The sequence below is a fragment of the Citrobacter sp. KH_055_1 genome (assembly GCF_057838705.1).
In genome coordinates this window covers 4,294,738-4,318,765 of record NZ_CM174473.1, presented here as the reverse complement: position 1 = coordinate 4,318,765, position 24,028 = coordinate 4,294,738, and the positions used below count along the sequence as shown (strand labels likewise).

General features: G+C 51.1%; 16 protein-coding genes, 1 tRNA gene and 2 rRNA genes. 10 read left to right on the top strand and 9 right to left on the bottom strand.

Going from position 1 to position 24,028, the window contains the following annotated elements:
* Positions 1 to 217: 217 nt before the first annotated feature.
* From AC3ITF_RS20330 to AC3ITF_RS20320, 3 genes are all read left to right on the top strand, one after another.
* Positions 218 to 3,127: ribosomal RNA gene (locus AC3ITF_RS20330) — 23S ribosomal RNA — on the top strand.
* Between the two features lie 94 nt (positions 3,128 to 3,221).
* A 5S ribosomal RNA gene (gene rrf / locus AC3ITF_RS20325) occupies positions 3,222 to 3,337 on the top strand.
* Positions 3,338 to 4,703: 1,366 nt separating this feature from the next.
* Positions 4,704 to 8,528 carry a peroxidase family protein gene (locus AC3ITF_RS20320; protein WP_489175974.1) on the top strand — a complete coding sequence of 1,275 codons (3,825 nt, stop codon included), beginning with the start codon at positions 4,704 to 4,706 and terminating at the stop codon, positions 8,526 to 8,528.
* 431 nt (positions 8,529 to 8,959) lie between these two features.
* On the opposite strand, the gene AC3ITF_RS20315 is transcribed toward AC3ITF_RS20320, so the two are convergent.
* Positions 8,960 to 9,035, bottom strand: a tRNA-Phe gene (locus tag AC3ITF_RS20315).
* A 169-nt stretch (positions 9,036 to 9,204) separates the two neighbouring features.
* Between AC3ITF_RS20315 and AC3ITF_RS20310 the strand changes: the two genes are divergently transcribed.
* The gene (locus tag AC3ITF_RS20310) at positions 9,205 to 10,050 is read left to right on the top strand and encodes an AraC family transcriptional regulator (protein ID WP_137400510.1); all 846 of its coding nucleotides are present in this window, start codon (positions 9,205 to 9,207) and stop codon (positions 10,048 to 10,050) included.
* 36 nt (positions 10,051 to 10,086) lie between these two features.
* Positions 10,087 to 10,677: a LysE family translocator gene (locus tag AC3ITF_RS20305; protein WP_115259639.1), complete on the top strand. Its 591-nt coding sequence runs from the start codon at positions 10,087 to 10,089 to the stop codon at positions 10,675 to 10,677.
* Here AC3ITF_RS20305 and AC3ITF_RS20300 read toward each other — a convergent pair.
* From AC3ITF_RS20300 to aspA, 5 genes are all read right to left on the bottom strand, one after another.
* Positions 10,674 to 11,249, bottom strand: coding sequence for a transcriptional regulator (locus AC3ITF_RS20300; protein WP_115259638.1), 576 nt, complete (start codon positions 11,247 to 11,249; stop codon positions 10,674 to 10,676). The genes AC3ITF_RS20305 and AC3ITF_RS20300 overlap by 4 nt on opposite strands.
* Positions 11,250 to 11,284: 35 nt before the next feature.
* Entirely contained in the window at positions 11,285 to 12,994 is a 1,710-nt protein-coding gene (locus tag AC3ITF_RS20295; protein WP_489175973.1) for a protein-disulfide reductase DsbD, read from the bottom strand.
* Positions 12,970 to 13,317, bottom strand: coding sequence for a divalent cation tolerance protein CutA (cutA, locus tag AC3ITF_RS20290; protein ID WP_489175972.1), 348 nt, complete (start codon positions 13,315 to 13,317; stop codon positions 12,970 to 12,972). Before cutA ends, AC3ITF_RS20295 begins: the two co-directional genes overlap by 25 nt.
* Positions 13,318 to 13,445: 128 nt before the next feature.
* Positions 13,446 to 14,747 carry an anaerobic C4-dicarboxylate transporter DcuA gene (dcuA, locus tag AC3ITF_RS20285; RefSeq protein WP_115259636.1) on the bottom strand — a complete coding sequence of 434 codons (1,302 nt, stop codon included), beginning with the start codon at positions 14,745 to 14,747 and terminating at the stop codon, positions 13,446 to 13,448.
* A gap of 114 nt (positions 14,748 to 14,861) precedes the next feature.
* Entirely contained in the window at positions 14,862 to 16,298 is a 1,437-nt protein-coding gene (gene aspA, locus AC3ITF_RS20280) for an aspartate ammonia-lyase (RefSeq protein ID WP_096758611.1), read from the bottom strand.
* Between the two features lie 339 nt (positions 16,299 to 16,637).
* Between aspA and AC3ITF_RS20275 the strand changes: the two genes are divergently transcribed.
* Complete coding sequence (locus AC3ITF_RS20275) at positions 16,638 to 17,117, top strand: FxsA family protein (protein WP_115259635.1); 480 nt, start codon at positions 16,638 to 16,640, stop codon at positions 17,115 to 17,117.
* 67 nt (positions 17,118 to 17,184) lie between these two features.
* Here the strand turns inward: AC3ITF_RS20275 and yjeH are convergent, their stop codons facing one another.
* Positions 17,185 to 18,435, bottom strand: a complete 1,251-nt coding sequence (yjeH, locus tag AC3ITF_RS20270; RefSeq protein WP_489175971.1) for an L-methionine/branched-chain amino acid transporter — start codon at positions 18,433 to 18,435, stop codon at positions 17,185 to 17,187.
* Between the two features lie 275 nt (positions 18,436 to 18,710).
* Between yjeH and AC3ITF_RS20265 the strand changes: the two genes are divergently transcribed.
* From AC3ITF_RS20265 to AC3ITF_RS20255, 3 genes are all read left to right on the top strand, one after another.
* On the top strand, positions 18,711 to 19,004 hold the full coding sequence (locus AC3ITF_RS20265; protein ID WP_000027827.1) for a co-chaperone GroES: 294 nt from the start codon (positions 18,711 to 18,713) through the stop codon (positions 19,002 to 19,004).
* A 43-nt stretch (positions 19,005 to 19,047) separates the two neighbouring features.
* On the top strand, positions 19,048 to 20,694 hold the full coding sequence (gene groL, locus AC3ITF_RS20260; protein ID WP_096758608.1) for a chaperonin GroEL: 1,647 nt from the start codon (positions 19,048 to 19,050) through the stop codon (positions 20,692 to 20,694).
* 186 nt (positions 20,695 to 20,880) lie between these two features.
* The gene (locus AC3ITF_RS20255; protein WP_042999161.1) at positions 20,881 to 21,234 is read left to right on the top strand and encodes a DUF4156 domain-containing protein; all 354 of its coding nucleotides are present in this window, start codon (positions 20,881 to 20,883) and stop codon (positions 21,232 to 21,234) included.
* Between the two features lie 88 nt (positions 21,235 to 21,322).
* Here AC3ITF_RS20255 and yjeJ read toward each other — a convergent pair whose 3' ends face one another.
* Both yjeJ and epmB read right to left on the bottom strand, forming a co-directional pair.
* The gene (yjeJ, locus tag AC3ITF_RS20250) at positions 21,323 to 22,186 is read right to left on the bottom strand and encodes a YjeJ family protein (RefSeq protein WP_135912696.1); all 864 of its coding nucleotides are present in this window, start codon (positions 22,184 to 22,186) and stop codon (positions 21,323 to 21,325) included.
* A gap of 183 nt (positions 22,187 to 22,369) precedes the next feature.
* A complete protein-coding gene (gene epmB, locus AC3ITF_RS20245) occupies positions 22,370 to 23,398 on the bottom strand; it encodes an EF-P beta-lysylation protein EpmB (RefSeq protein WP_096758606.1) in 1,029 nt (342 codons plus the stop codon).
* Between the two features lie 40 nt (positions 23,399 to 23,438).
* Here epmB and efp point away from each other — a divergent pair, with 40 nt between their 5' ends.
* Positions 23,439 to 24,005, top strand: coding sequence for an elongation factor P (gene efp / locus AC3ITF_RS20240; protein WP_096758605.1), 567 nt, complete (start codon positions 23,439 to 23,441; stop codon positions 24,003 to 24,005).
* Positions 24,006 to 24,028 lie beyond the last annotated feature (23 nt).

Sequence of the window (24,028 nt, the reverse complement as noted above, 5' to 3'; positions counted from 1 at the left end):
CTTGCTGGTCGTGAGTGAAAGGCACAACCCATCGATATCTCAAAACTAACTCAGTGAGTTACGTTTGAGATATTTGCTCTTTAAAAATCTGGATCAAGCTGAAAATTGAAACGACACACTGTGTCTGTTCTCCGTAATAAGAACAGATAAGCGGTGTGTTCGAGTCTCTCAAATTTTCGCAACACGATGTGTTTTACGAAACATCTTCGGGTTGTGAGGTTAAGCGACTAAGCGTACACGGTGGATGCCCTGGCAGTCAGAGGCGATGAAGGACGTGCTAATCTGCGATAAGCGTCGGTAAGGTGATATGAACCGTTATAGCCGGCGATTTCCGAATGGGGAAACCCAGTGTGTTTCGACACACTATCGTTAAGTGAATACATAGCTTAACGAAGCGAACCGGGGGAACTGAAACATCTAAGTACCCCGAGGAAAAGAAATCAACCGAGATTCCCCCAGTAGCGGCGAGCGAACGGGGAGCAGCCCAGAGTCTGAATCAGCATGTGTGGTAGTGGAACGGTCTGGAAAGTCCGACGGTACAGGGTGATAGTCCCGTACACAAAATCGCATGTGTTGTGAACTCGAAGAGTAGGGCGGGACACGTGGTATCCTGTCTGAATATGGGGGGACCATCCTCCAAGGCTAAATACTCCTGACTGACCGATAGTGAACCAGTACCGTGAGGGAAAGGCGAAAAGAACCCCGGCGAGGGGAGTGAAAAAGAACCTGAAACCGTGTACGTACAAGCAGTGGGAGCCCTGATTTATCAGGGTGACTGCGTACCTTTTGTATAATGGGTCAGCGACTTATATTCTGTAGCAAGGTTAACCGTATAGGGGAGCCGAAGGGAAACCGAGTCTTAACTGGGCGTTAAGTTGCAGGGTATAGACCCGAAACCCGGTGATCTAGCCATGGGCAGGTTGAAGGTTGGGTAACACTAACTGGAGGACCGAACCGACTAATGTTGAAAAATTAGCGGATGACTTGTGGCTGGGGGTGAAAGGCCAATCAAACCGGGAGATAGCTGGTTCTCCCCGAAAGCTATTTAGGTAGCGCCTCGTGAACTCATCTTCGGGGGTAGAGCACTGTTTCGGCTAGGGGGTCATCCCGACTTACCAACCCGATGCAAACTACGAATACCGAAGAATGTTATCACGGGAGACACACGGCGGGTGCTAACGTCCGTCGTGAAGAGGGAAACAACCCAGACCGCCAGCTAAGGTCCCAAAGTCACAGTTAAGTGGGAAACGATGTGGGAAGGCACAGACAGCCAGGATGTTGGCTTAGAAGCAGCCATCATTTAAAGAAAGCGTAATAGCTCACTGGTCGAGTCGGCCTGCGCGGAAGATGTAACGGGGCTAAACTGTGCACCGAAGCTGCGGCAGCGACACTATGTGTTGTTGGGTAGGGGAGCGTTCTGTAAGCCGTTGAAGGTGTCCTGTGAGGGGTGCTGGAGGTATCAGAAGTGCGAATGCTGACATAAGTAACGATAATGCGGGTGAAAAACCCGCACGCCGGAAGACCAAGGGTTCCTGTCCAACGTTAATCGGGGCAGGGTGAGTCGACCCCTAAGGCGAGGCCGAAAGGCGTAGTCGATGGGAAACAGGTTAATATTCCTGTACTTGGTGTTACTGCGAAGGGGGGACGGAGAAGGCTATGTTAGCCGGGCGACGGTTGTCCCGGTTTAAGCATGTAGGCGGGAAGTTTAGGTAAATCCGGACTTCTGTATAACGCTGAGGTGTGATGACGAGGCACTACGGTGCTGAAGTAACAAATGCCCTGCTTCCAGGAAAAGCCTCTAAGCATCAGGTAACACGAAATCGTACCCCAAACCGACACAGGTGGTCAGGTAGAGAATACCAAGGCGCTTGAGAGAACTCGGGTGAAGGAACTAGGCAAAATGGTGCCGTAACTTCGGGAGAAGGCACGCTGATGGTAGGTGAAGTGACTTGCTCATGGAGCTGAAATCAGTCGAAGATACCAGCTGGCTGCAACTGTTTATTAAAAACACAGCACTGTGCAAACACGAAAGTGGACGTATACGGTGTGACGCCTGCCCGGTGCCGGAAGGTTAATTGATGGGGTTATCCGTAAGGAGAAGCTCTTGATCGAAGCCCCGGTAAACGGCGGCCGTAACTATAACGGTCCTAAGGTAGCGAAATTCCTTGTCGGGTAAGTTCCGACCTGCACGAATGGCGTAATGATGGCCAGGCTGTCTCCACCCGAGACTCAGTGAAATTGAACTCGCTGTGAAGATGCAGTGTACCCGCGGCAAGACGGAAAGACCCCGTGAACCTTTACTATAGCTTGACACTGAACACTGGTCCTTGATGTGTAGGATAGGTGGGAGGCTTTGAAGTGTGGACGCCAGTCTGCATGGAGCCAACCTTGAAATACCACCCTTTAATGGCTGGTGTTCTAACGTAGACCCGTGATCCGGGTTGCGGACAGTGTCTGGTGGGTAGTTTGACTGGGGCGGTCTCCTCCTAAAGAGTAACGGAGGAGCACGAAGGTTAGCTAATCCTGGTCGGACATCAGGAGGTTAGTGCAAAGGCATAAGCTAGCTTGACTGCGAGAGTGACGGCTCGAGCAGGTGCGAAAGCAGGTCTTAGTGATCCGGTGGTTCTGAATGGAAGGGCCATCGCTCAACGGATAAAAGGTACTCCGGGGATAACAGGCTGATACCGCCCAAGAGTTCATATCGACGGCGGTGTTTGGCACCTCGATGTCGGCTCATCACATCCTGGGGCTGAAGTAGGTCCCAAGGGTATGGCTGTTCGCCATTTAAAGTGGTACGCGAGCTGGGTTTAGAACGTCGTGAGACAGTTCGGTCCCTATCTGCCGTGGGCGCTGGAGAATTGAGGGGGGCTGCTCCTAGTACGAGAGGACCGGAGTGGACGCATCACTGGTGTTCGGGTTGTCATGCCAATGGCATTGCCCGGTAGCTAAATGCGGAAGAGATAAGTGCTGAAAGCATCTAAGCACGAAACTTGCCCCGAGATGAGTTCTCCCTGACTCCTTGAGAGTCCTGAAGGAACGTTGAAGACTACGACGTTGATAGGTCGGGTGTGTAAGTGTAGCGATACATTGAGCTAACCGATACTAATGAACCGTGAGGCTTAACCTTACAACGCCAAAGGTGTTTTGGCGAAAGAAAGACATCAATTCAGCTTGATACAGATAAAATCAGAACGCAAAAGCGGTCTGATAAACAGAATTTGCCTGGCGGCTGTAGCGCGGTGGTCCCACCTGACCCCATGCCGAACTCAGAAGTGAAACGCCGTAGCGCCAATGGTAGTGTGGGGTCTCCCCATGCGAGAGTAGGGAACTGCCAGGCATCAAATAGAAACGAAAGGCTCAGTCGAAAGACTGGGCCTTTTGTTTTATCTGTTGTTTGTCGGTGAGTGCTCTCCTGAGTAGGACAAATCTGCCGGGAGCGGATTTGAACGTTGCGAAGCAACGGCCCGCAGGGTGGCGGGCAGGACGGCCGCCATAAACTGCCAGGCATCAAACAAGTGAAGAAGCCCATCCTGACGGATGGGCTTTTTTACGTCTGTTGTATGTGAAAGCGGGTGGATAGCCGCGTCAGCGCCTTATCTGTCCAGCGAAAACCTCTCTTCTGTCCGCGTAAAATGTCCTTTATCCTGCCCGTAAACGACTAAGCATTCTTCTTTAATTATAAAATCTAACTGCCCATTAATTTATTGGGGGTAGCAGCGACGGTTGCGGGTAATTGATAAGGAGATGGCTTGGGATTGGCTGAAAAGCCTTGGGAAATACAATAACAAAAAACCAGCCCGTAGGCTGGTTCTTCTAAATAGTGGTGCTGGACTCGGAATTGAACCAAGGACACGGGGATTATCAAAACTCATGTCAAATTTGGCTGTTAAATGTCCATCTTGCCAGTGTACCCTATTTAGCTTCGATCCTATCGCGAAATAACTTCTTTCAAGGAAGTCATCTGAATTTTCCGCGCGTCCTTACATTCCGGAGTTATCCAGTAAAACCTCCAGGAAATCCGAGGCTATTCCGTATATCCAGTCAGGAACATCATAATTTAAACCGCATAAGAAAATTTAACATTACATATAATGACTTCATTTATGTTGGTAATGATATATTAATATAGTTTAGCTCCGGAATTTCAGCGGCGCGGTAATGAGGATGTATTATTTTTATTGTCGCCATTTAAACTTTTATATCATTTTTATTAGTGCGGCTTGATGGGTGTTCAATTTTTTCTTTATGATTTATTCAATACTTGTCTGAATGGGTTTTTGTAGGGTGTTGAATTTAAAGTAGATTAATGTGCGACTGTTAACACAGTGATGATCGATTAAATTCTGGGTGATGTATTAGCTATGTAATATTGATGATTTTTTTGCCATTCGAAATTTAAAAATAGTTGCTACTAATTGACGGATGTTATTTTTTTGGCTTTATTCAATATTAAGGGGTCGCTTGTCTGAAGCCTGCTATCAGTTTGGCAAAGTAAGTCGTCGCGATTTTCCAGTGGGGGCTGAGCATATCTATCATAGGGTCTTTTGTGACGTTAAAGGGTGATATATAGGTTGTGCGTCCACCCGGAGCTCGAAGTCGCTCTACCTATTCGCTCAGTTAGCAATTCCAGGCGCGTAATTCGAGTGCCGCTTACCGGCTTCGCCTTTTCGTGCCTTTCATAATCATTACTGAGAGAAATGAAAATGAAGAATGTCATAAAACCTGACCTGAAATATACCCTCAAACAAATATCTATAGCACAAATGGATGTCGACGATCTCAACTTCAATATATTATCTAACCATCTTGTGCCATTCAGTATGCGAACCTTCGATGCTAGCTTTAACAACCTGGTCACAGGGCAAGGCAAGTTTGGTGTTACAGACTTTTCCTTCCTGCGCTTTTTTGATTCCTCATTTCAGGCGGGATACGCTGGGATATGGTCGGTTATAGATCCGCCGTCATGGATTATCAGCAACCGGACCGCCAATTTCTTATCCGCAGTTGAAGTGAACAAAGAGACCGATCCGGTGCTCGGCATAAGTCTGGATGATGTGTTTGGCACGCCGACGCCGCAGGAGGTGATTGAGCTGGCACCGAGATCCAAGGCTTCTACGCTAACTCAGGATAAGATCACGGTGCATGATGGCATAAACACCAAGTTGAAACCTACCGATCCCATTGTCTTAGCACGCAAGGAAACGTCGACGGAAGCCGATGACGATGACAATGACAATGACAATGACAATGACAATGACAATGACAATGACAATGACAATGACAATGACAATGACAATGACAATGACGATGTCGGCGGCGACGGTGCTTTCCCTCTCACCGCCAGTGATGTCGCCAACCTGAAGAATCTCGTCAACGGGCTTGAAGGAGGGGAAGACAACGATGCGCTCGGGATCCGAGATCTCGAAGGCACCGGTAATAACCGGGTTCACCTTGACTATGGATCAGCCGATCAGCCGTTCATACGGCTCACCGACGCGCACTACGGTGCCTGGAATGAGACGACCCAAAACCGCGACATCAACCCCCTGTTCTCCGGGCTGGATCCGCGAGCCATCAGCGATGCCCTTGGTGCACAGGAAGCAAACCTGTCCGGCAATGCCGCTGGCGTGAACAGCTTATTTACGGCCTTCGGTCAGTACTTCGATCACGGTCTCGATTTCCTCGGTAAGGGAGGTAACGGAACGATCCAGATTGGCACTCCGGGCTCGGTTCCAAACCCCGCGGACCTGACTCGTGGCACCGTTGACAGTATTGATGCCAATGGAATCCCGCAGCATCTCAATAAGACATCGCCATTCGCTGACCAGAACCAAACTTATGGCTCTAACGAACTCGTCGGGCAGTTCCTGCGAGAAGGTGATGGACTGGGCGGGTTTACGGGCAAGCTGTTAGAGGGCGGACTGGATCCATCAAATCCAAATTTCAAGCTACTGCCCACGCTGAGTGAACTGATCCTGCATCACTGGAACAACAACACGCTGTTCACCGACAGCTCGCTGCCGGGCGACCACCGCGTAGCCTTCCGGGAGTACTTCGCCGGACTGGTCGACAGTAATGGCGTTATCAACCAAGCGATGCTTCCTGCCATGACCTCTAATTTCATGGGAAGTGGCTTTGCGCTGCTGCTCGACACCAACCCCTTTATCAACCTGCTCGACCACTACGTGGCGGGTGATGGACGTGCGAACGAAAACATCGCACTAACCGCGATCCACAACATCTGGGAACGGAATCACAACTTCCATGTCAACGCATTGCTCGAAGCCGGATTTAATGGAACAGCTGAAGAGCTGTTCCAGGCTGCCAAGATCATTAACGAAGCTGAATATCAGCGCGTTATTTACACCGACTTTGCCGACAAGTTGCTTGGTGGCATGAGAGGTGAGGGCGATCACGGCTTCGCCGAGTACAATCCGGAAGTGGATGCACGAGTCTCGCACGAGTTCGCGGTTGCCGCTTACCGGTTCGGGCATTCGCTGATAGGGCAGACGCTGACGGTGCTCGACGCTGAGGGCAATGCAACGCAGGTGCCGCTGTTCGACGCGTTCCTCAACCCGACCAACGATACGGGCGCGTTTAACTTCCCCAAATCGCAATTGCCTTACTCTCCACAGCCAGGCTATGAGCAACTGGGTGCCGCCGGGATCATTGCCGGGGGTGTTGTCCAGCCTGCGGAAGAAGTCGACGTCAATATCGTCGATGCTGTGCGCAACGACCTTGTTCGTATGAGTGCTGACGTGTTCGCCTTCGACGTCGCCCGCGAGTGGGACGTTGGTCTGGGTTCGATGAACCAGATCCGGGCCGACCTGATGGCCTCTCTCGATCCGTACGTCAAAGAGGCGGTCAGCTTTGCTGGTGATCTCACACCCTACGGTTCATGGGAAGACTTCCAGGCACGGAACAATCTCAGCGACACCGTCATTGCGCAATTCAAGAAGGCCTATCCCGACCTCGTACTAGAGGATAGTCAAATTGCAGACTTCCTGGCGGCGAATCCTGGCTATAAATTGGTCAACGGAAACACCGTCAAAGGTATCGACAGAGTGGATCTGTTCGTTGGCGGACTCGCCGAGAAGCACATCAATGGTGGTGTGGTTGGCCAGACCTTCTGGGTCATCATCCACGAACAACTTGACCGCATCCAGGAAGGTGACCGGCTGTATTATCTCGATCGCGTGGAGCATCTGGACCTCTACGAGGTTATCGAGGAACAGGGTTTTGCCGGGATCGTGGCACGCAACACGGGCCTGACCAATCTTCCCGAGAACATCTTCGGGACGAGTCAGCTCGATAAACCGCCGGTCATTGCCCACAATAACGTCGTCCTGAATGGTGGGAACGGCATTGACATCCTGAATGGTGGGCTCGGCAACGACGTCCTGAATGGCGGGGGCGGCAACGATACGCTCAACGGTGGGGCTGGCAACGATATTCTCAACGGTGGCCTCGGGGCCGATGTGATGGTGGGCGGTGCCGGAAATGACATCTATGTTGTTGATAATAATGGCGATGTCGTCACAGAAGGTCTTAATGGCGGGACAGATACTGTCCAGACCACCCTCCACAATTACACGTTGACCAATAACGTTGAAAACCTGGTGTTCACCGGGACAGGCGCGTTTACCGGCAGAGGTAATGCCATTGCCAACACCATCACCGGTGGTGGCGGTAATGACTTTTTGTATGGGATGGGAGGAAACGACACGCTCAACGGTGGGGCAGGAAATGACGTCCTTGATGGAGGGGAGGGTGCCGATAACCTTCAGGGCGGGACCGGTAACGATAAAATGACAGGCGGAGCGGGTAACGACAGACTTGACGGTGGCGAAGGGGCTGATGTGATGGTGGGCGGCCTCGGCAATGACACCTATATTGTTGATAATAATGGAGACGTCGTCACAGAAGGTCTTAATGGCGGGACAGATGCTGTCCAGACCACCCTCCACAATTACACGTTGACCAATAACGTTGAAAACCTGGTGTTCACCGGGACAGGCGCGTTTACCGGCAGAGGTAATGCCATTGCCAACACCATCACCGGTGGCAGCGGTAATGACTTTTTGTATGGGATGGGAGGAAACGATACGCTCTACGGTGGCGCAGGAAATGACGCCCTTGATGGGGGTGACGGTGCCGATAACCTTCAGGGCGGGGCCGGTAACGATAAACTGACAGGTGGAGCGGGTAACGACAGACTCGAGGGGGGCCAGGGTGACGATATCATGACCGGTGGTGCCGGAAATGACACCTTCGTCTTTAGCGCAGGCTTTGGGCGAGACCGTATTACCAGCGGCTTCGACAGTAACCCCAGCGGCGGACAGGATTACCTCGATGTGAGTTTATTCGGCATTGGTGTGGCGAATTTTGCCAGCAGCGTCAAGATTGCCGGGGGAACCGGTAACAGTACCGTAATTACCATCGGCGATCCTGTTTATGCCAATGTCATTACTTTAGAAAACGTAAACTCTAAAAGCGTCAATATTGATGATTTTATTCTAATCGGATAAGGAGACGACGATGTCGCGCCAGCATACGGCAACAACACTAAATAAGTTATTAAAGGGAACGAAAGCTACCTTTATAACGCTGTTTTTTTAGTCGCGTTATCCATTTGCTTATGCTGGCGCCTCTACCGATGTGAATAGGTTCTATACCCAAAACCGAGGCTATCAAGATAAGGCGTTCAGGATTATTTTATTCCGAAAGCAATATAGTTTAATGCTCTCCATTAAATCTGAATGAGCCACAAGGAAGCGCAAAGAAGTTACAGAAATCCTGAGTGGACAACTTAAAAAAGGTCACAAATTTTTCAGTGCCATCAACATCCTCAGACTGGATGGCGGAAGCTAGGTAATGACATCAGCGGTCAAAGTGACCAGAAATCTACCGTAACCCCAGAAAGCAAAAAACCAGCCCTTAGGCTGGTTTTTCTAAATAGTGGTGCCCGGACTCGGAATCGAACCAAGGACACGGGGATTTTCAATCCCCTGCTCTACCGACTGAGCTATCCGGGCAACGGGGCGCATTAAACCGCATTCACGCCTGGCAGTCAATCAAATATCGTGAAAAGCTGTTCAACCGCTTAATATTACGGCAGTCTGTACGTTTATGCCTGACGTTTGCACAAATCTTCCAGACAGGTGTGATTTAACCAGGCAATGCTGGCAGCGAGAGGAGGGCAGTATGGCAAACGACTGGCTTGAACTACGACAGCATGCCGATACCGGTATTGAGACTATTAAGGCGCACTTTGAAGGCCATGCCTTTGACCCGCACTGGCATGACAGCTATCTGGTGGGGATCACCCTTTCCGGTACCCAGCAGTTTCACTGTCGCCGGGAGCGTCATCACAGCCAGCCGGGTGATGCGTTTCTGCTAGAACCGGGTGAAATCCATGATGGTGATGCCCCGGTTGCAGGCGGTTTTACCTATCTGACCTTTTACCTTGATGAACAGTGGCTGACCCACACGTTACATGGGCTGTACGAGGCTACTCCGGGTAGCTATTCACTGCACTTTAACCAAACGCTGACCCGTGAGCCGCATCTGGTTCGGGCGATTGGTGAGACATTTGGTTCACTGCATACCGATGAAATGCGTATCGTGCAGCAAAGCAATATGGATAATTTGCTGACTCAGCTCACGGCACATTGTCGGTGGCGTAAGCGTCTGCCATCACAAATACAGGGTTGTGCAATGGCGCATCGAGCGCGGGACTATATGCATGCGCATATGGGCGACAATATCGGCCTTTCCGATCTGGCACGGGAGACAGGGACAGACCGCTTTACCCTGACCCGCAGTTTCAAGCGAGAATTCCATATGGCACCGCATGCCTGGCTTATCCAGTTGCGGCTGGCAAAAGCACGTCAGCTCCTGGCGCGAGGGGAACAGCCCGTCGCTGTGGCGACAACGCTGGGCTTTGCCGATCAAAGTCATCTTGGGCGCTGGTTCCAGCGGGCGTACAGGATTACGCCTGCACATTACCGTAAGTTGTGCACAAACCTTCCAGACGTTTCCAATAAATAACGGCACAGTCAGGACTCCAATAATAAGGAGTCACCTGTGAATATTATGCCGTACTTGCTGTTTGCTTTTGTTGCTTCGATAACGCCAGGCCCCACCAATATTCTTGTGTTGACCAGCAGTCAGCATTATGGCGTGAGAGCCACACTGCCTGCGCTTGTCAGCGGCTGTGTGGCCGCCAGCGCCATTGTGCTGATATCTGGAGCCGGTGCAGGTGAACTGCTGCGCCAGTATCCGCTGGTACGCCAGGTGATGAGCTGGGCGGGTGTACTGTGGCTGACATGGATGAGCTGGCAGCTGTTTTGTGCTCCGGCAACGAATATTGCTGGGCAAACGCGCCATCGCTTTACTGCCAAAGCAGCGGCACTGTTGCAGATTATCAATCCCAAAACGTGGATGATGGCGCTGGCGGTGGTGAGTCTGTTTGCCCCTACGGGTGAGCATATGCTGCGGGATGTCGCGCTAATGGCGCTGTGGTTCTTACTGATATCTGTGGCGTGCTTGTTGTGCTGGGCGTGGCTGGGTAAGGCGGTAAACAGGGTGTTTCGCACCACCACGGCGATGGTGCGTTTTCAACGGGTGATGGCGCTGTGTCTGCTTATCTCCGCATGGGCGGGGATGTTTGCTTAGGTCAGCGCACCGCCCATACGACATTGAGCGAAGCGCAGGATGTCTTCCGCCAGCCGGTGTGCCGTTTCCACGTCGGCCTGGCTACGATTGACCAGCATGCGGCTCAGGCAACCTTCAAGCACCAGTTCCATCTGTTTGGCGACCATCGCCGGGTCGTCAACTTCCAGCGTCGTCAGCAGTTCATGGGTAAAATCATGTGCCGCCTTTTTTTGTTGATCCGCAAGTTGATGGATAGGGTGGCCAGGGTCAGGGTAGAAGGTACAGGCGGCGATGAACAGGCAGCCGGGGTAACGATTGTTGCTCACACATTCGGCCAGGGCGTTATAGCGAGCCAGTAACTTCTGCTCAGCGCTCAGGGTGTCATCAAGCAGAAGCTGACGCCGCCAGATATCTACCCGCTGGCTAAGGTACCGCAGGGCATCGTACAAGATGGCCTCTTTATCGGGCCAGAAGCGCTGCAGCTCATCAAGCGGATAATCAATATGGTCGGCCACCATTTCCAGCGTGGTATTGGCTATCCCTTGCACCTCAAGTAATTTCAGGGCTTCTCCCAGGACATCTTCACGTTGCACGGTATTCTCCTCCGTTTTCCTTTTGCAAGTGTCGCTCACGGTTGGCGATCGTGCAAATGTGCGCTAAATGTTGCGGCATCCATAAAGCCTGTTACCCGCGCGTTTGGCTGCTCTTTACCCTGAGCATCAAAAAACAAAATGGTTGGCAGCCCTAAAACCTGCAGATGCTTCAGCAGTGCGACATCCTGGGCATTATTTGCCGTGACGTCCGCCTGCAGTAATACCGTGTTGCTTAATGCCTGTTGAACCAGCGGATCGCTGAAGGTGTATTTCTCAAATTCTTTGCAGGCTACGCACCAGTCGGCATACAGATCCAGCATCACCGGCTTACCTTTTGCCTCTGCCAGCGCCTGATTTAACGCATCGACCGTCGCGATGGGTTTGAAGTTCAGATGTGCCTGCGTTTGTGCATGCGGCGTACCGTATGCCCAGTCCTGCAAGGGACGTACGCTCACCAGAGCGGCGGCGAGCAGGGCTATTTGCACAAGGCGCATCCATGGGCGTTTGGCTTGCAGACTGGTAATGAAGGCCCAGCTAAAGAACGCGACGCCGAGTAACGACCACAAGCGGATCCCCCACTCGTCACCGATAATACGTTCCAGTAAAAATACGGGAAGCGCCAGGATGACAAAACCAAAGGCGGTTTTGACATGCTCCATCCACGGGCCGCTTTTCGGTAGCAGACGGTTACCAAAGACGGTAATGAGCATCAGGGGCAGTCCCATTCCCAGCGCGTACAGATACAGCGTGCCGCCGCCTAGCCACATGTTTCCGCTCTGAGCGATATACAGCAGAATTGCGCTCAGTGGGGCGGTGGTGCAAGGCGAACAGATCAGACCGGCAATCGCCCCCATTGTAAATACGCTGCCGGGAGAGCCGCCTTGCTGACGGTTACTCATTAACGTGAGGCGTGTTTGCAGTGATGAAGGCAGCTGTAGCGTGAACAGGCCAAACATCGATAAAGCCAGCAGCGTAAAGGCGATAGCAAGGCCAACCAGGACATAAGGATGCTGTAGCGCCGCCTGGAACTGTAACCCCGCAGCGGCAACCACCAGACCCAGCGCGGTGTAGGTGAGCGCCATTCCCTGGACATAGATAAAGGTTAGCAGTAGTGCTCGTCCGGTTGATAAGCGCTGTTTTCCACCTAGCACGATACCGGAAATCAGCGGGTACATCGGCAGGACGCAAGGTGTAAAGGCAATACCAATCCCGATCAGCAGTGCCCACAATGCGGAGAACGGCAGTTGGATCGTGGGTTGTGGTTGTTCTTCTGGCGATACCGTTGCTGAAGAGGTCGTTGGTGGTGTTTCTGCACTGGCCGCCACTTCACGTAACGGCACGGTTTTTGTCTCAGGCGGATAACAGAACCCGGCGTCGGCACAGCCCTGGTAGGTAACCGTTAGCGTCGCACCCGCAGCAGCCTGCTTGACGGTGACAGGGATAGTCAACTGCTGACGATAAATTTCACTTTTGCCGTAAAACTCATCTTCATGCCAGACCCCGGGCGGCAATTTTACCTCGGCAGTCTCGGCCTGAGATGGGGTTATGCTTATCTGTTTACGATATAGATAATAGCCGTCTTTGACCTGCCAGGAGAGGTTCAGAACGTGTTGGTTTTGCTGAAAATCGAACACAAATGCCTGGTCGGCCGGGACAAACTGCGAGCGACCTGGTGCGTCAAATAAGCCAGCAAAAGTTGATGTGCTGCAGAGCAGCAGGATCAGCGTAAGGATGCGTTGAGCCATGAGCGGTAATCAAAATCTCCGTGAGTGACGGGTAAAACCAGAAGTTCAGGTGTTTGGTACGGGTGATGTGACTTCAGGCAATCGAGAAGTGCTTGCTGGTGTGAAACTGCGGTTTTTAAGATCATCTGGACTTCATAGTCCTGCTCCAGCTTGCCTTCCCAATAATAGAGGGAGGTAGCGCCGGGCAGCAGTGTGACGCAGGCAGCCAGTTTTTCCGCCAGCACTTTAGCGGCCAGATCCTGAGCGGTTGCTTCATCCGGGGCGGTACAGAGCACGACAACGGTATCGGGGATGGAGATATCCTGATTCTTTACATCAAGCATAAACACCTCGAAAGCACAGAGTAACCAGCAAGAGAGGAGTCACTATACAACGGACGGAAGAAGGATGTTAGTCAAAGCGAGACGGGAGAGAGGAACTGCAGGGCGCACAGGCGCCCTGCAGGTAAAACTTACAGCATGAAGCTGCCCAGCAGGAAGCCGAAGCAGACAGCCAGTACCACACCCAGCGTACCCGGGATGAAGAACGGATGGTTAAAGACGAATTTACCGATGCGGGTTGTCCCGGTGTCATCCATCTGAACCGCCGCAACCAGCGTTGGGTAAGTTGGCAGAATGAACAGGCCAGAAACAGCCGCGAAGGATGCGACAGCGGTCAACGGAGAAACGTTCAGTGCCAGAGCCATCGGCATCAGAGCTTTTGCCGTTGCTGCCTGAGAGTACAGCAGTGCAGAAGCAAAGAAGAAGATGACAGCCAGCAGCCACGGATGACCCTGAATGACGCTACCTGCAGTCTCTTTGATCCAGTCAATGTTATGAGAGACGAAAGTATCACCCAGCCATGCAACGCCCAGTATACAAATACAGGCGCTCATACCGGCTTTGAAGGTGCTGGAGTTCAGGATAGAGTCCGTTTCAACGCGGCAGATGATCGTGGTCAGCGTCGCGATGCTCAGCATGATGATCAGGATGGCGTTGGTGGTGTTCATCAGCGGTTTAGCGACCAGACCGAGGCTTGGGCTGTTGATAATGGCGTAAGCCACCACGCAAACTACGCCCAGCAGGAACAACCATACGGAGGTTTTTGCGCCCGCTTTGATTTCAACTTGTCTTTCACCGCGCAGTTCGACCAGGCCTTCTTCCAGACGTTTACGGTAAATCGGATCGTCAGACAGCTTGGAGTTGAACAGCATAGTGACCAGGAAGGACATCACCAGTACCGCCAGCAGCGTGGACGGAATGACCACGGACAGCAGGTGGATGTAGCTGATGCCATGACCTTCCATGACGGAAGACATGTACACCACAGCTGCGGAGATTGGCGACGCAGTAATCGCAATCTGTGCAGAAACCACTGCAGTAGACAGCGGACGGCAAGGTTTGATGCCTTGTTCCTTCGCTACTTCAGCGATAACCGGCAGCGTTGCCAGAGAGATGTTGCCTGTACCTGCAAAGATAGTCAGGAAATAGGTCACAATCGGTGCAAGGATCGTGATGTATTTTGGGTTCTTACGCAGCAGTTTTTCAGTTTGGTGAACCAAATAGTCCAGACCACCTGCAATCTGCATAGCAGAAATGGCAGCGATGACCGCCATGATAATGGAAATAACATCGAACGGAATGTTACCCGGTTTTACGCCAATAGCGGCGAGAACCAGAACACCCAGCCCACCTGCAAATCCAATACCGATACCCCCAAGTCTGGCACCTAAAAAGATTGCCAGCAAAACGATGATAAGTTCTAAAACTATCATATTAGCCTTCCTTGTTGTTTAACAAGTTGATATTAAATTGTTGTTTTTAAGTAACTTCGTGCAAGAAAAAAGGCACGTCATCTGACGTGCCTTCTCTGGTACTACCCTACACGATTACTGTTCGCTTTCATCAGTATAACGTTTTGCTTTATAAGCAGGGTGCATCAGGTTCTGAGCAGAGAAGATATCGTCCAGCTCAGCTTCGGTCAGCAGGCCACGTTCAAGGACAACTTCACGCACGCTCTTACCGGTTTCGGCACAGATTTTACCGACGATATCGCCGTTGTGGTGACCGATGAACGGGTTCAGATAGGTCACGATACCGATAGAGTTATACACGAATGCTTCACACACTTCTTTGTTAGCCGTAATGCCACTAACGCATTTTTCCAGCAGGTTATAGCAAGCGTTGCTCAGGATGTGGATAGATTCAAACATCGCCTGGCCAATAACCGGTTCCATAACGTTCAACTGCAGCTGACCTGCTTCAGACGCCATGGTGACGGTGATGTCGTTACCGATGACTTTAAAGCACACCTGGTTGACGACTTCCGGGATAACCGGGTTTACTTTTGCTGGCATGATGGAAGAGCCCGCCTGCAGTTCCGGCAGGTTGATCTCGTTCAGGCCGGCACGTGGGCCAGAGGAGAGCAAACGCAGGTCGTTACAGATTTTGGACATCTTAACAGCCAGGCGTTTCAGTGCGCTGTGCACCATAACGTATGCGCCACAGTCGGACGTTGCTTCAATCAGGTCTTCAGCCGGAACACAGGCAAAACCAGTCACTTCAGCCAGTTTCTGTACAGCCAGCGGAGAGTACTCTTTCGGGGTGTTCAGACCTGTACCAATTGCGGTTGCGCCGAGGTTAACTTCCAGCAGCAGCTCAGCAGTACGGCCAATGTTCTTCACTTCTTCTTTCAACAGAACGCTGAAAGCACGGAATTCCTGACCGAGAGTCATCGGTACAGCATCCTGCAGCTGGGTACGACCCATTTTCAGGATGTCCTGGAATTCAACAGCTTTTTGTTCGAAGCCTTCACGCAGTTGGTTAAGGGCATCAATCAGTTTGATGATGGATGCGTAAACAGCGATACGGAAGCCGGTCGGATAAGCGTCGTTGGTAGACTGACATTTGTTCACGTGGTCGTTCGGATTCAGGTACTGATATTCACCTTTCTGGTGACCCATCAGTTCCAGACCGATATTGGCCAGCACTTCGTTGGTGTTCATGTTGACGGAGGTACCCGCACCACCCTGGTAAACATCTACCGGGAACTGATCCATGCATTTTCCGTTATTCAGAACTTCATCACATGCTGCGATGATGGCATTTGCCACACTCTTAGGAATGGTTTGCAGCTCTTTGTTGGCCAGGGCCGCTGCCTTTTTCACCATTACCATACCGCGAACAAATTCAGGGATATCGCTGATTTTGTTGTTGCTAATGTAGAAGTTTTCAATCGCTCTCAGAGTATGAACACCGTAGTAGGCGTCCGCTGGAACTTCCCTGGTACCCAACAAGTCTTCTTCGATACGAATGTTGTTTAACATGTGAACCTTCTTTTTCAAGCTGCCAATGATTTTTTACTAAACACACAGGATATATGTGATTTCGATTGTTTCTCGACCGACGATTATCCCCTGCATCGGTCTGATACCCGAGATCATATGCTGGTTCAGGATTTCTACCGTAATCTGGATCACTTAAAACGCGGAAATTACCCCTTAATTATTATTCTGTGAAATAGATCACCCCTTTAGGATTAATACCAAAAATAAGTGTAGAACCCGCTTGAAATTTTGCTAATTCCCCCCACATCTTTCCGATGCGAGTCACATAACCATTCGGACAGACGTGGCGAAAACGGCTGTTATTTACAGGAGAGTCCTTTGCGCTGGATACCATTACTTGCCATTTTTCTCTATGTTTACATAGAGATATCTATTTTCATTCAGGTTGCCCATGTTATGGGTGTTCTGATGACGCTGATTTTGGTCATTTTTACCTCGGTTATCGGTATGTCTCTGGTTCGTAACCAAGGGTTTAAGAACTTTTTGTTGATGCAACAAAAAATGGCGGCGGGTGAAAGTCCTGCTGAAGAAATGATAAAGAGCGTGTCGCTGATTATTGCTGGTTTGCTGCTGGTGCTGCCGGGCTTCTTCACAGATTTCCTTGGTCTTCTTCTTTTATTACCTCCGGTGCAGAAGCATCTGACCATGAAGCTGCTGCCGCACCTGCGCTTTTCTCGTATGCCGGGGGGCGGCTTTAGTGCAGGAACTGGTGGGGGCGAGACCTTTGACGGCGAGTTCCAGCGTAAAGATGATGAGCGCAACCGCCTTGATCATAAAGACGACGACCGTCGGGATTGATTCCGTAGGCCCGGTAAGCATAGCGCCACCGGGCTTTTTTGCCGGATGGCGCTAATGCTTATTCGGCCTACAGTCTATTTTCAGCCACTTTCCTTTTTGGCAGTAACAACCACAGTCCAGCCAGCATAACCAGTGCATACAGACTCTTCCAGCCAACCATTGCCAGCAGCAACAGGCACAACAGACAGCCAATCACCGCCAACGCACGATAATGTCCTTTTAGCAGTCGGCACCCTGCCAGCATGCACAGCAGATAAATCATAATAAAGATGCCGTTGGCATAGATGATTAATGCATCAAGGTTGATTTGCAGTATATAGATGCACAATGTGCTGACCACGCAGCAAGCTAACACCGCGTTCAAAGCATTGCGCGGAAGATGGAGAGGGGACAAGCGAGCCAGGTAACTCTCCGGCTTATATTGCGCTTGCGACCACACCAGGCGGGAGAAACTCTGAATATAAATGTTCAGGCTGGCAAAGCAGGCCAGATAACCAATGATGCAGGCTACCCACAGAGCTTGTACGCCAAACAGTTGCACGACAATATTAGGTAGCGATGCTGCCGCAGCCATTTGCTCACCATAGGCGCCAAAATGTAGTACCACGACCGTACATGCCCAGTAGACTGAACCGGCCAGTAGCAGGCCGATCATCAGTGCACGGGGAAAGTCTCGCTCCGGTTTTTTGAACTCCGAGGCCAAGTGTGCGAATGCTTCAAGACCGACAAAACACCAGAACATCACCGACAGCGCCGCGAATAGCCCAGGCAGTTCAACATCGGTAATGGCAGGAAAGGGGATTTCGCCGGGTTTAAGTTCACCCGCCCACCAGATGCCAACGATCAGGGCAACAATCAGCCCGGCGATAACCGTTTGCAGGTTTGCACTGGAGCTGGCACCGCGGGAACCCACATACCAAACCAACGCCAGCGTACCGAGTTCTGCCAACAAAAGCTGCCAGCCATGCCAGCCAAACATGGCTTGACCGAATCCGGCGGCAATGTGCAATGCCGCTGGCAGCCCGACCGGAATCACCGATAAAAACAGCCAGCCGGTAACACGCTCCAGGCGAGAGCCAAAGGCCATGCCGACAAAATGTGCCACACCGCCGGCGCTGGGGTAATGGCGACCGAGCACGGCAAAGACAATCGCTACGGGGAAGACTAGAAGAATGAGGACCGGCCAGGCCCACAGGCTATTGTTACCCGCCACCAGGGCAGCCAATGCGGGAACAGCAAAAACGCCTGTCCCTAACAATGATGTCGACAACAGGCCAATGCCCTGAGCCAGCCCCAGCTCTTGCTTCAGTCCACTCATAAATTGTTATCCGATTATGCCCGTTAAATAGGCTACAGCGCAGATTTTCGATGGTATCACAATCGGATTTGCTTATGACGACGTGACTGAAATCGGTATTAAATGTGAGGTGTGTCGGTGTTTTGGCGGGATTTTCTCCTGATAAAAAAAATTTTTCGCTTGCCCCCTTGAAGGGAGAAAACCCCATCCCCATCTCTCTGGTCACTAGCCGGTAAACCGTTCACGGGCCGGCGCCACCCATAACTGATAAAGACTTTCTCAAAGGAGAGCTATCAATGAGTATTCGTCCGTTACATGATCGTGTGATCGTCAAACGTAAAGAAGTTGAATCCAAATCTGCTGGCGGCATCGTACTGACCGGTTCCGCAGCGGGTAAATCAACTCGTGGCGAAATCATCGCTGTCGGTAAGGGTCGCATCCTGGACAACGGTACCGTACAGCCGCTGGACGTGAAAGTTGGCGATATCGTCATTTTCAACGATGGCTACGGTGTTAAATCTGAGAAGATCGACAATGAAGAAGTGTTGATCATGTCTGAAAGTGACATCCTGGCGATTGTTGAAGCTTAATCCGCGAACGACACTGAACATACGAATTTAAGGGAAAGAGAAAATGGCAGCTAAAGACGTAAAATTCGGTAACGACGCTCGTGTGAAAATGCTGCGCGGCGTGAACGTACTGGCAGACGCAGTAAAAGTTACCCTCGGTCCGAAAGGCCGTAACGTGGTTCTGGATAAATCTTTCGGTGCCCCAGCTATCACTAAAGATGGTGTTTCCGTAGCACGTGAAATCGAGCTGGAAGACAAGTTCGAAAACATGGGCGCGCAGATGGTGAAAGAAGTTGCCTCTAAAGCGAACGACGCTGCAGGTGACGGTACGACTACTGCGACCGTACTGGCTCAGTCCATCATCACTGAAGGCCTGAAGGCTGTTGCTGCGGGTATGAACCCGATGGATCTGAAACGTGGTATCGACAAAGCTGTCGCTGCTGCGGTTGAAGAACTGAAAGCCCTGTCCGTACCGTGCTCCGACTCTAAAGCGATTGCTCAGGTTGGTACCATCTCCGCTAACTCCGACGAAACCGTAGGTAAACTGATCGCAGAAGCGATGGACAAAGTCGGTAAAGAAGGCGTGATCACCGTTGAAGACGGTACCGGTCTGCAGGACGAACTGGACGTAGTTGAAGGTATGCAGTTCGACCGTGGCTACCTGTCTCCTTACTTCATCAACAAGCCGGAAACGGGCGCAGTAGAACTGGAAACGCCGTTCATCCTGCTGGCTGATAAGAAAATCTCCAACATCCGCGAAATGCTGCCGGTTCTGGAAGCCGTTGCGAAAGCAGGCAAACCGCTGCTGATCATTGCTGAAGATGTTGAAGGCGAAGCGCTGGCTACCCTGGTCGTTAACACCATGCGTGGCATCGTGAAAGTGGCTGCGGTTAAAGCACCTGGCTTCGGCGACCGCCGTAAAGCTATGCTGCAGGATATCGCGACCCTGACCGGCGGTACCGTTATCTCTGAAGAGATCGGTATGGAGCTGGAAAAAGCGACCCTGGAAGATCTGGGCCAGGCAAAACGCGTTGTGATCAACAAAGACACCACCACCATCATCGATGGTGTGGGCGAAGAAGCGGCAATCCAGGGTCGTGTAACCCAGATTCGCCAGCAGATCGAAGAAGCAACTTCTGACTACGACCGTGAAAAACTGCAGGAGCGCGTAGCGAAACTGGCAGGCGGCGTTGCAGTCATCAAAGTGGGTGCTGCTACCGAAGTTGAAATGAAAGAGAAGAAAGCACGCGTTGAAGATGCCCTGCACGCGACCCGTGCTGCGGTAGAAGAAGGCGTGGTTGCTGGTGGTGGTGTTGCGCTGATCCGCGTAGCATCCAAACTGAGCGAACTGCGTGGTCAGAACGAAGACCAGAACGTGGGTATCAAAGTTGCGCTGCGCGCAATGGAATCCCCGCTGCGTCAGATCGTTCTGAACTGCGGCGAAGAACCGTCTGTTGTCGCTAACACCGTGAAAGCGGGTGACGGTAACTACGGTTACAACGCTGCAACTGAAGAATACGGCAACATGATCGACATGGGTATCCTGGATCCGACTAAAGTAACCCGTTCTGCTCTGCAGTACGCGGCTTCTGTTGCGGGTCTGATGATCACCACCGAGTGCATGGTAACCGACCTGCCGAAAGGCGATTCCGCTGACTTAGGTGCTGCTGGTGGTATGGGCGGCATGGGCGGAATGGGCGGCATGATGTAATTTAATCTTCATACTTCAAGCCGCAGGTTCGTTGGCTGCAACTTGAATTATTTGATTAAATACGCATCTCGCGAAAAATGAGAAACCCCCGGGCAGAAATGTCCGGGGGTTTTTCTTTTGGTCATCTTTTTAGTATATGATTCAGCTACGGACAAAACGTCCAGCGCATTGATTATGGGGAATAACATGCACGTGAAATATTTAGCAGGGATCGTTGGTGCCGCGCTACTGATGGCGGGTTGTAGCTCCAGCAACGAACTGAGTTCAGCCGGACAAAGCGTACGCTTCGTTGAAGAGAAGCCAGGTGCCGAGTGCCAGCTGATTGGTACCGCAACAGGTAAGCAGAGCAACTGGCTTTCTGGTCAGCACGGCGAAGAGGGCGGCTCTATGCGCGGCGCGGCGAACGATCTGCGTAACCAGGCTGCGGCAATGGGCGGTAATGTGATTTATGGTGTAAGCAGCCCATCACAAGGTATGTTGTCGAGTTTTGTCCCAACCGCCAGCGAGATGATTGGTCAGGTTTATAAGTGCCCTAATTGATAAACGCTGTTGATGCCGGATGGCGACGCTGAAGCGTCTTATCCGGCCTACGGTACACATGAGCGTAGGCCTGATAAGCGCAGCGCCATCAGGCATTCTGCGCTTTACTGGCAGACTGTAGGCGTAAATGATGCAGCGCGCGCAGGCACTGATCCTGTGTCAGCTTTTGTGTTTTATCCCCCGTGAGTGTTCTGACAAACACTTTGCACGGTACACCGGCCAGTTTTTTTAGCCGTGGGCTGAAGTCGATAAGCCGACGAGAGATCGCTTCTACGTCTTTATCATCCGAAGGGGCTCGAGTTTTCACCACTGAACCACAGAACCGAACTTTCCCTGCTTTATCTTGATAGCGATAGATGACAGCCAGATAATGATTAAACAGATTATGTTTCCATTCTGATTGTGTATAGGCATCGTATTCAAGATTATCGTTATCCAGGCAATCAATGTCGTACAGAGGCAGGAAATCTAATAACGATGTGATACGCAGTGCTAATTCGCGCATCCCTGCATTATTTATTGCGTGAATAATTGCATGTGCCAGTACCGTAATTTGTAGTTCATTAATTAATAGCTCGCAAACTCGACCATTATGCAGTGTAAGAGAGAGCGTTAAGTTTTCGCCTTCGTCGCTTACTAATACCAGTGAATTTATCCGACGATTAATATCCGCATTTTTAAGTTCATCCTCCTGAATTAATGGCATGTTTTCATGCATTTTTTGACTGACTTTGTCACGTGCTTTTTCATACTGCAGACGCGCATCCTCGCCCAACAGGTGCTTGGTATGCAGTCTGCTCTCCAGCGCGATAAGCAGGTCTCGTAGCCCGAATGGTGACAGAAAAAACAGCGACTCTTTATTTCTGGGTTCCTTTATCTTTAATGCCAGCGCAATGAACTCATTTTTTTGACGAATAATGCCCGTATTAATACCTTTAATCGTTATAGCCACGGCGGTTCTCTCTCTCACCTAATATTCAACGGAAAACTAAATATTGATCTATTTATATGATTTATAAATATATTAAAAGATAGCTATCGCTAAAATAACATAAATTAAAAGTCAGAGAAGGACTGAATAAATTGAAATTATATTATTTGGCAGTGAGTGTCCGAAAACGGACACTCATTTGGATTATTGCTGACGTAATTGCAGATCCAGCGGCGTTTTACTGGGCTCTCCGCCAATTTCACGCGCCAGTTTGGGGACCATATAGCCAGACACCAGCGTCAACAGTTCTCGCATGATTTGACGCGCTTCATCGTCGCTGACCATAAAGTGTGCGGCCCCTTGCACCTTATCCAGCACGTGCAGGTAATAGGGCATCACGCCGGCATCAAATAGCGCGTTGCTAAGATTCGCCAGCGTCTGGGCGTTATCGTTCACGCCGCGCAATAACACGCTTTGGTTGAGCAGTGTGACGCCAATCCGACGCAGTTTTGCCATCGCCTGACGAAATGTCTCATCAATTTCGTTGGCGTGGTTAATGTGATTCACCAGCAGAACTTGCAGAGAAGAGTGAGCAAAACGCTCGACCAATCCGTCGGTAATTCGCGCCGGGATGACAATCGGCAAACGGCTGTGAATACGCAGGCGCTTAATATGTGGGATGGCTTCCAGTTGCGTGAGCAACCAGTCCAGTTCGTGGTCTTTGGCCATTAACGGATCGCCGCCGGAGAAGATAATCTCATCCAGCTCCGGGTGCGCCGCGATGTAATCTAACGCAATCTGCCAGTTACGCTTATTCCCCTGGTTATCGGCATAAGGGAAATGGCGACGGAAGCAGTAGCGACAGTTGACCGCGCATCCGCCTTTTACCAGCAGCAACGCCCGATTGCGATACTTATGTAGTAATCCCGGCACGACGCTGTGCTGTTCTTCCAGCGGGTCGGTCGAGAATCCTGGCGCGGCGACAAATTCATCTTGGGAGGTGAGTACCTGGCGCAGCAGCGGATCGTTGGGGTTGCCTTTTTCCATCCGCGCGATAAACGATCGCGGGACGCGCAGGGCAAAAAGACGTTTTGCCTCACGACCTGCGAGCATATTTTCATCAGCGTCTATATTCAAAAGACGTAATAGTTCATCCGGATCGGTGAGAACATCGGCAAGTTGTACTAACCAATCTTCTCTGGATGGGGTGTTTAGGGTTACAATATGCGCCATTTTGTGGCTAAGCTACCAGTTAACAATTTCAGAGGGCCTTATGGCGACTTACTATAGCAACGATTTTCGTGCCGGTCTTAAAATCATGATGGACGGCGAACCTTATGCGGTTGAAGCCAGTGAATTCGTTAAACCGGGTAAAGGCCAGGCTTTCGCGCGCGTTAAGCTGCGCCGCCTGCTGACCGGTACTCGTGTAGAGAAAACCTTCAAATCCACCGACTCCGCTGAAGGCGCAGACGTTGTAGATATGAACCTGACTTACCTGTACAACGACGGTGAGTTCTATCATTTCATGAACAACTCCACTTTCGAACAGCTGGCTGCTGACGCGAAAGCGGTAGGCGATAGCGCTAAATGGCTGTTGGATCAGGCTGAGTGCATCGTGACCCTGTGGAATGGTCAGCCTATCTCCGTGACCCCACCGAACTTTGTTGAGCTGGAAATCGTTGAAACTGACCCGGGTCTGAAAGGTGACACCGCGGGTACGGGTGGCAAACCAGCGACGCTGTCTACCGGCGCAGTTGTTAAAGTTCCGCTGTTCGTACAGATCGGCGAAGTGATCAAAGTGGATACGCGTTCAGGCGAATACGTTTCCCGCGTTAAGTAATACATCCTATTTGATCGATGGCG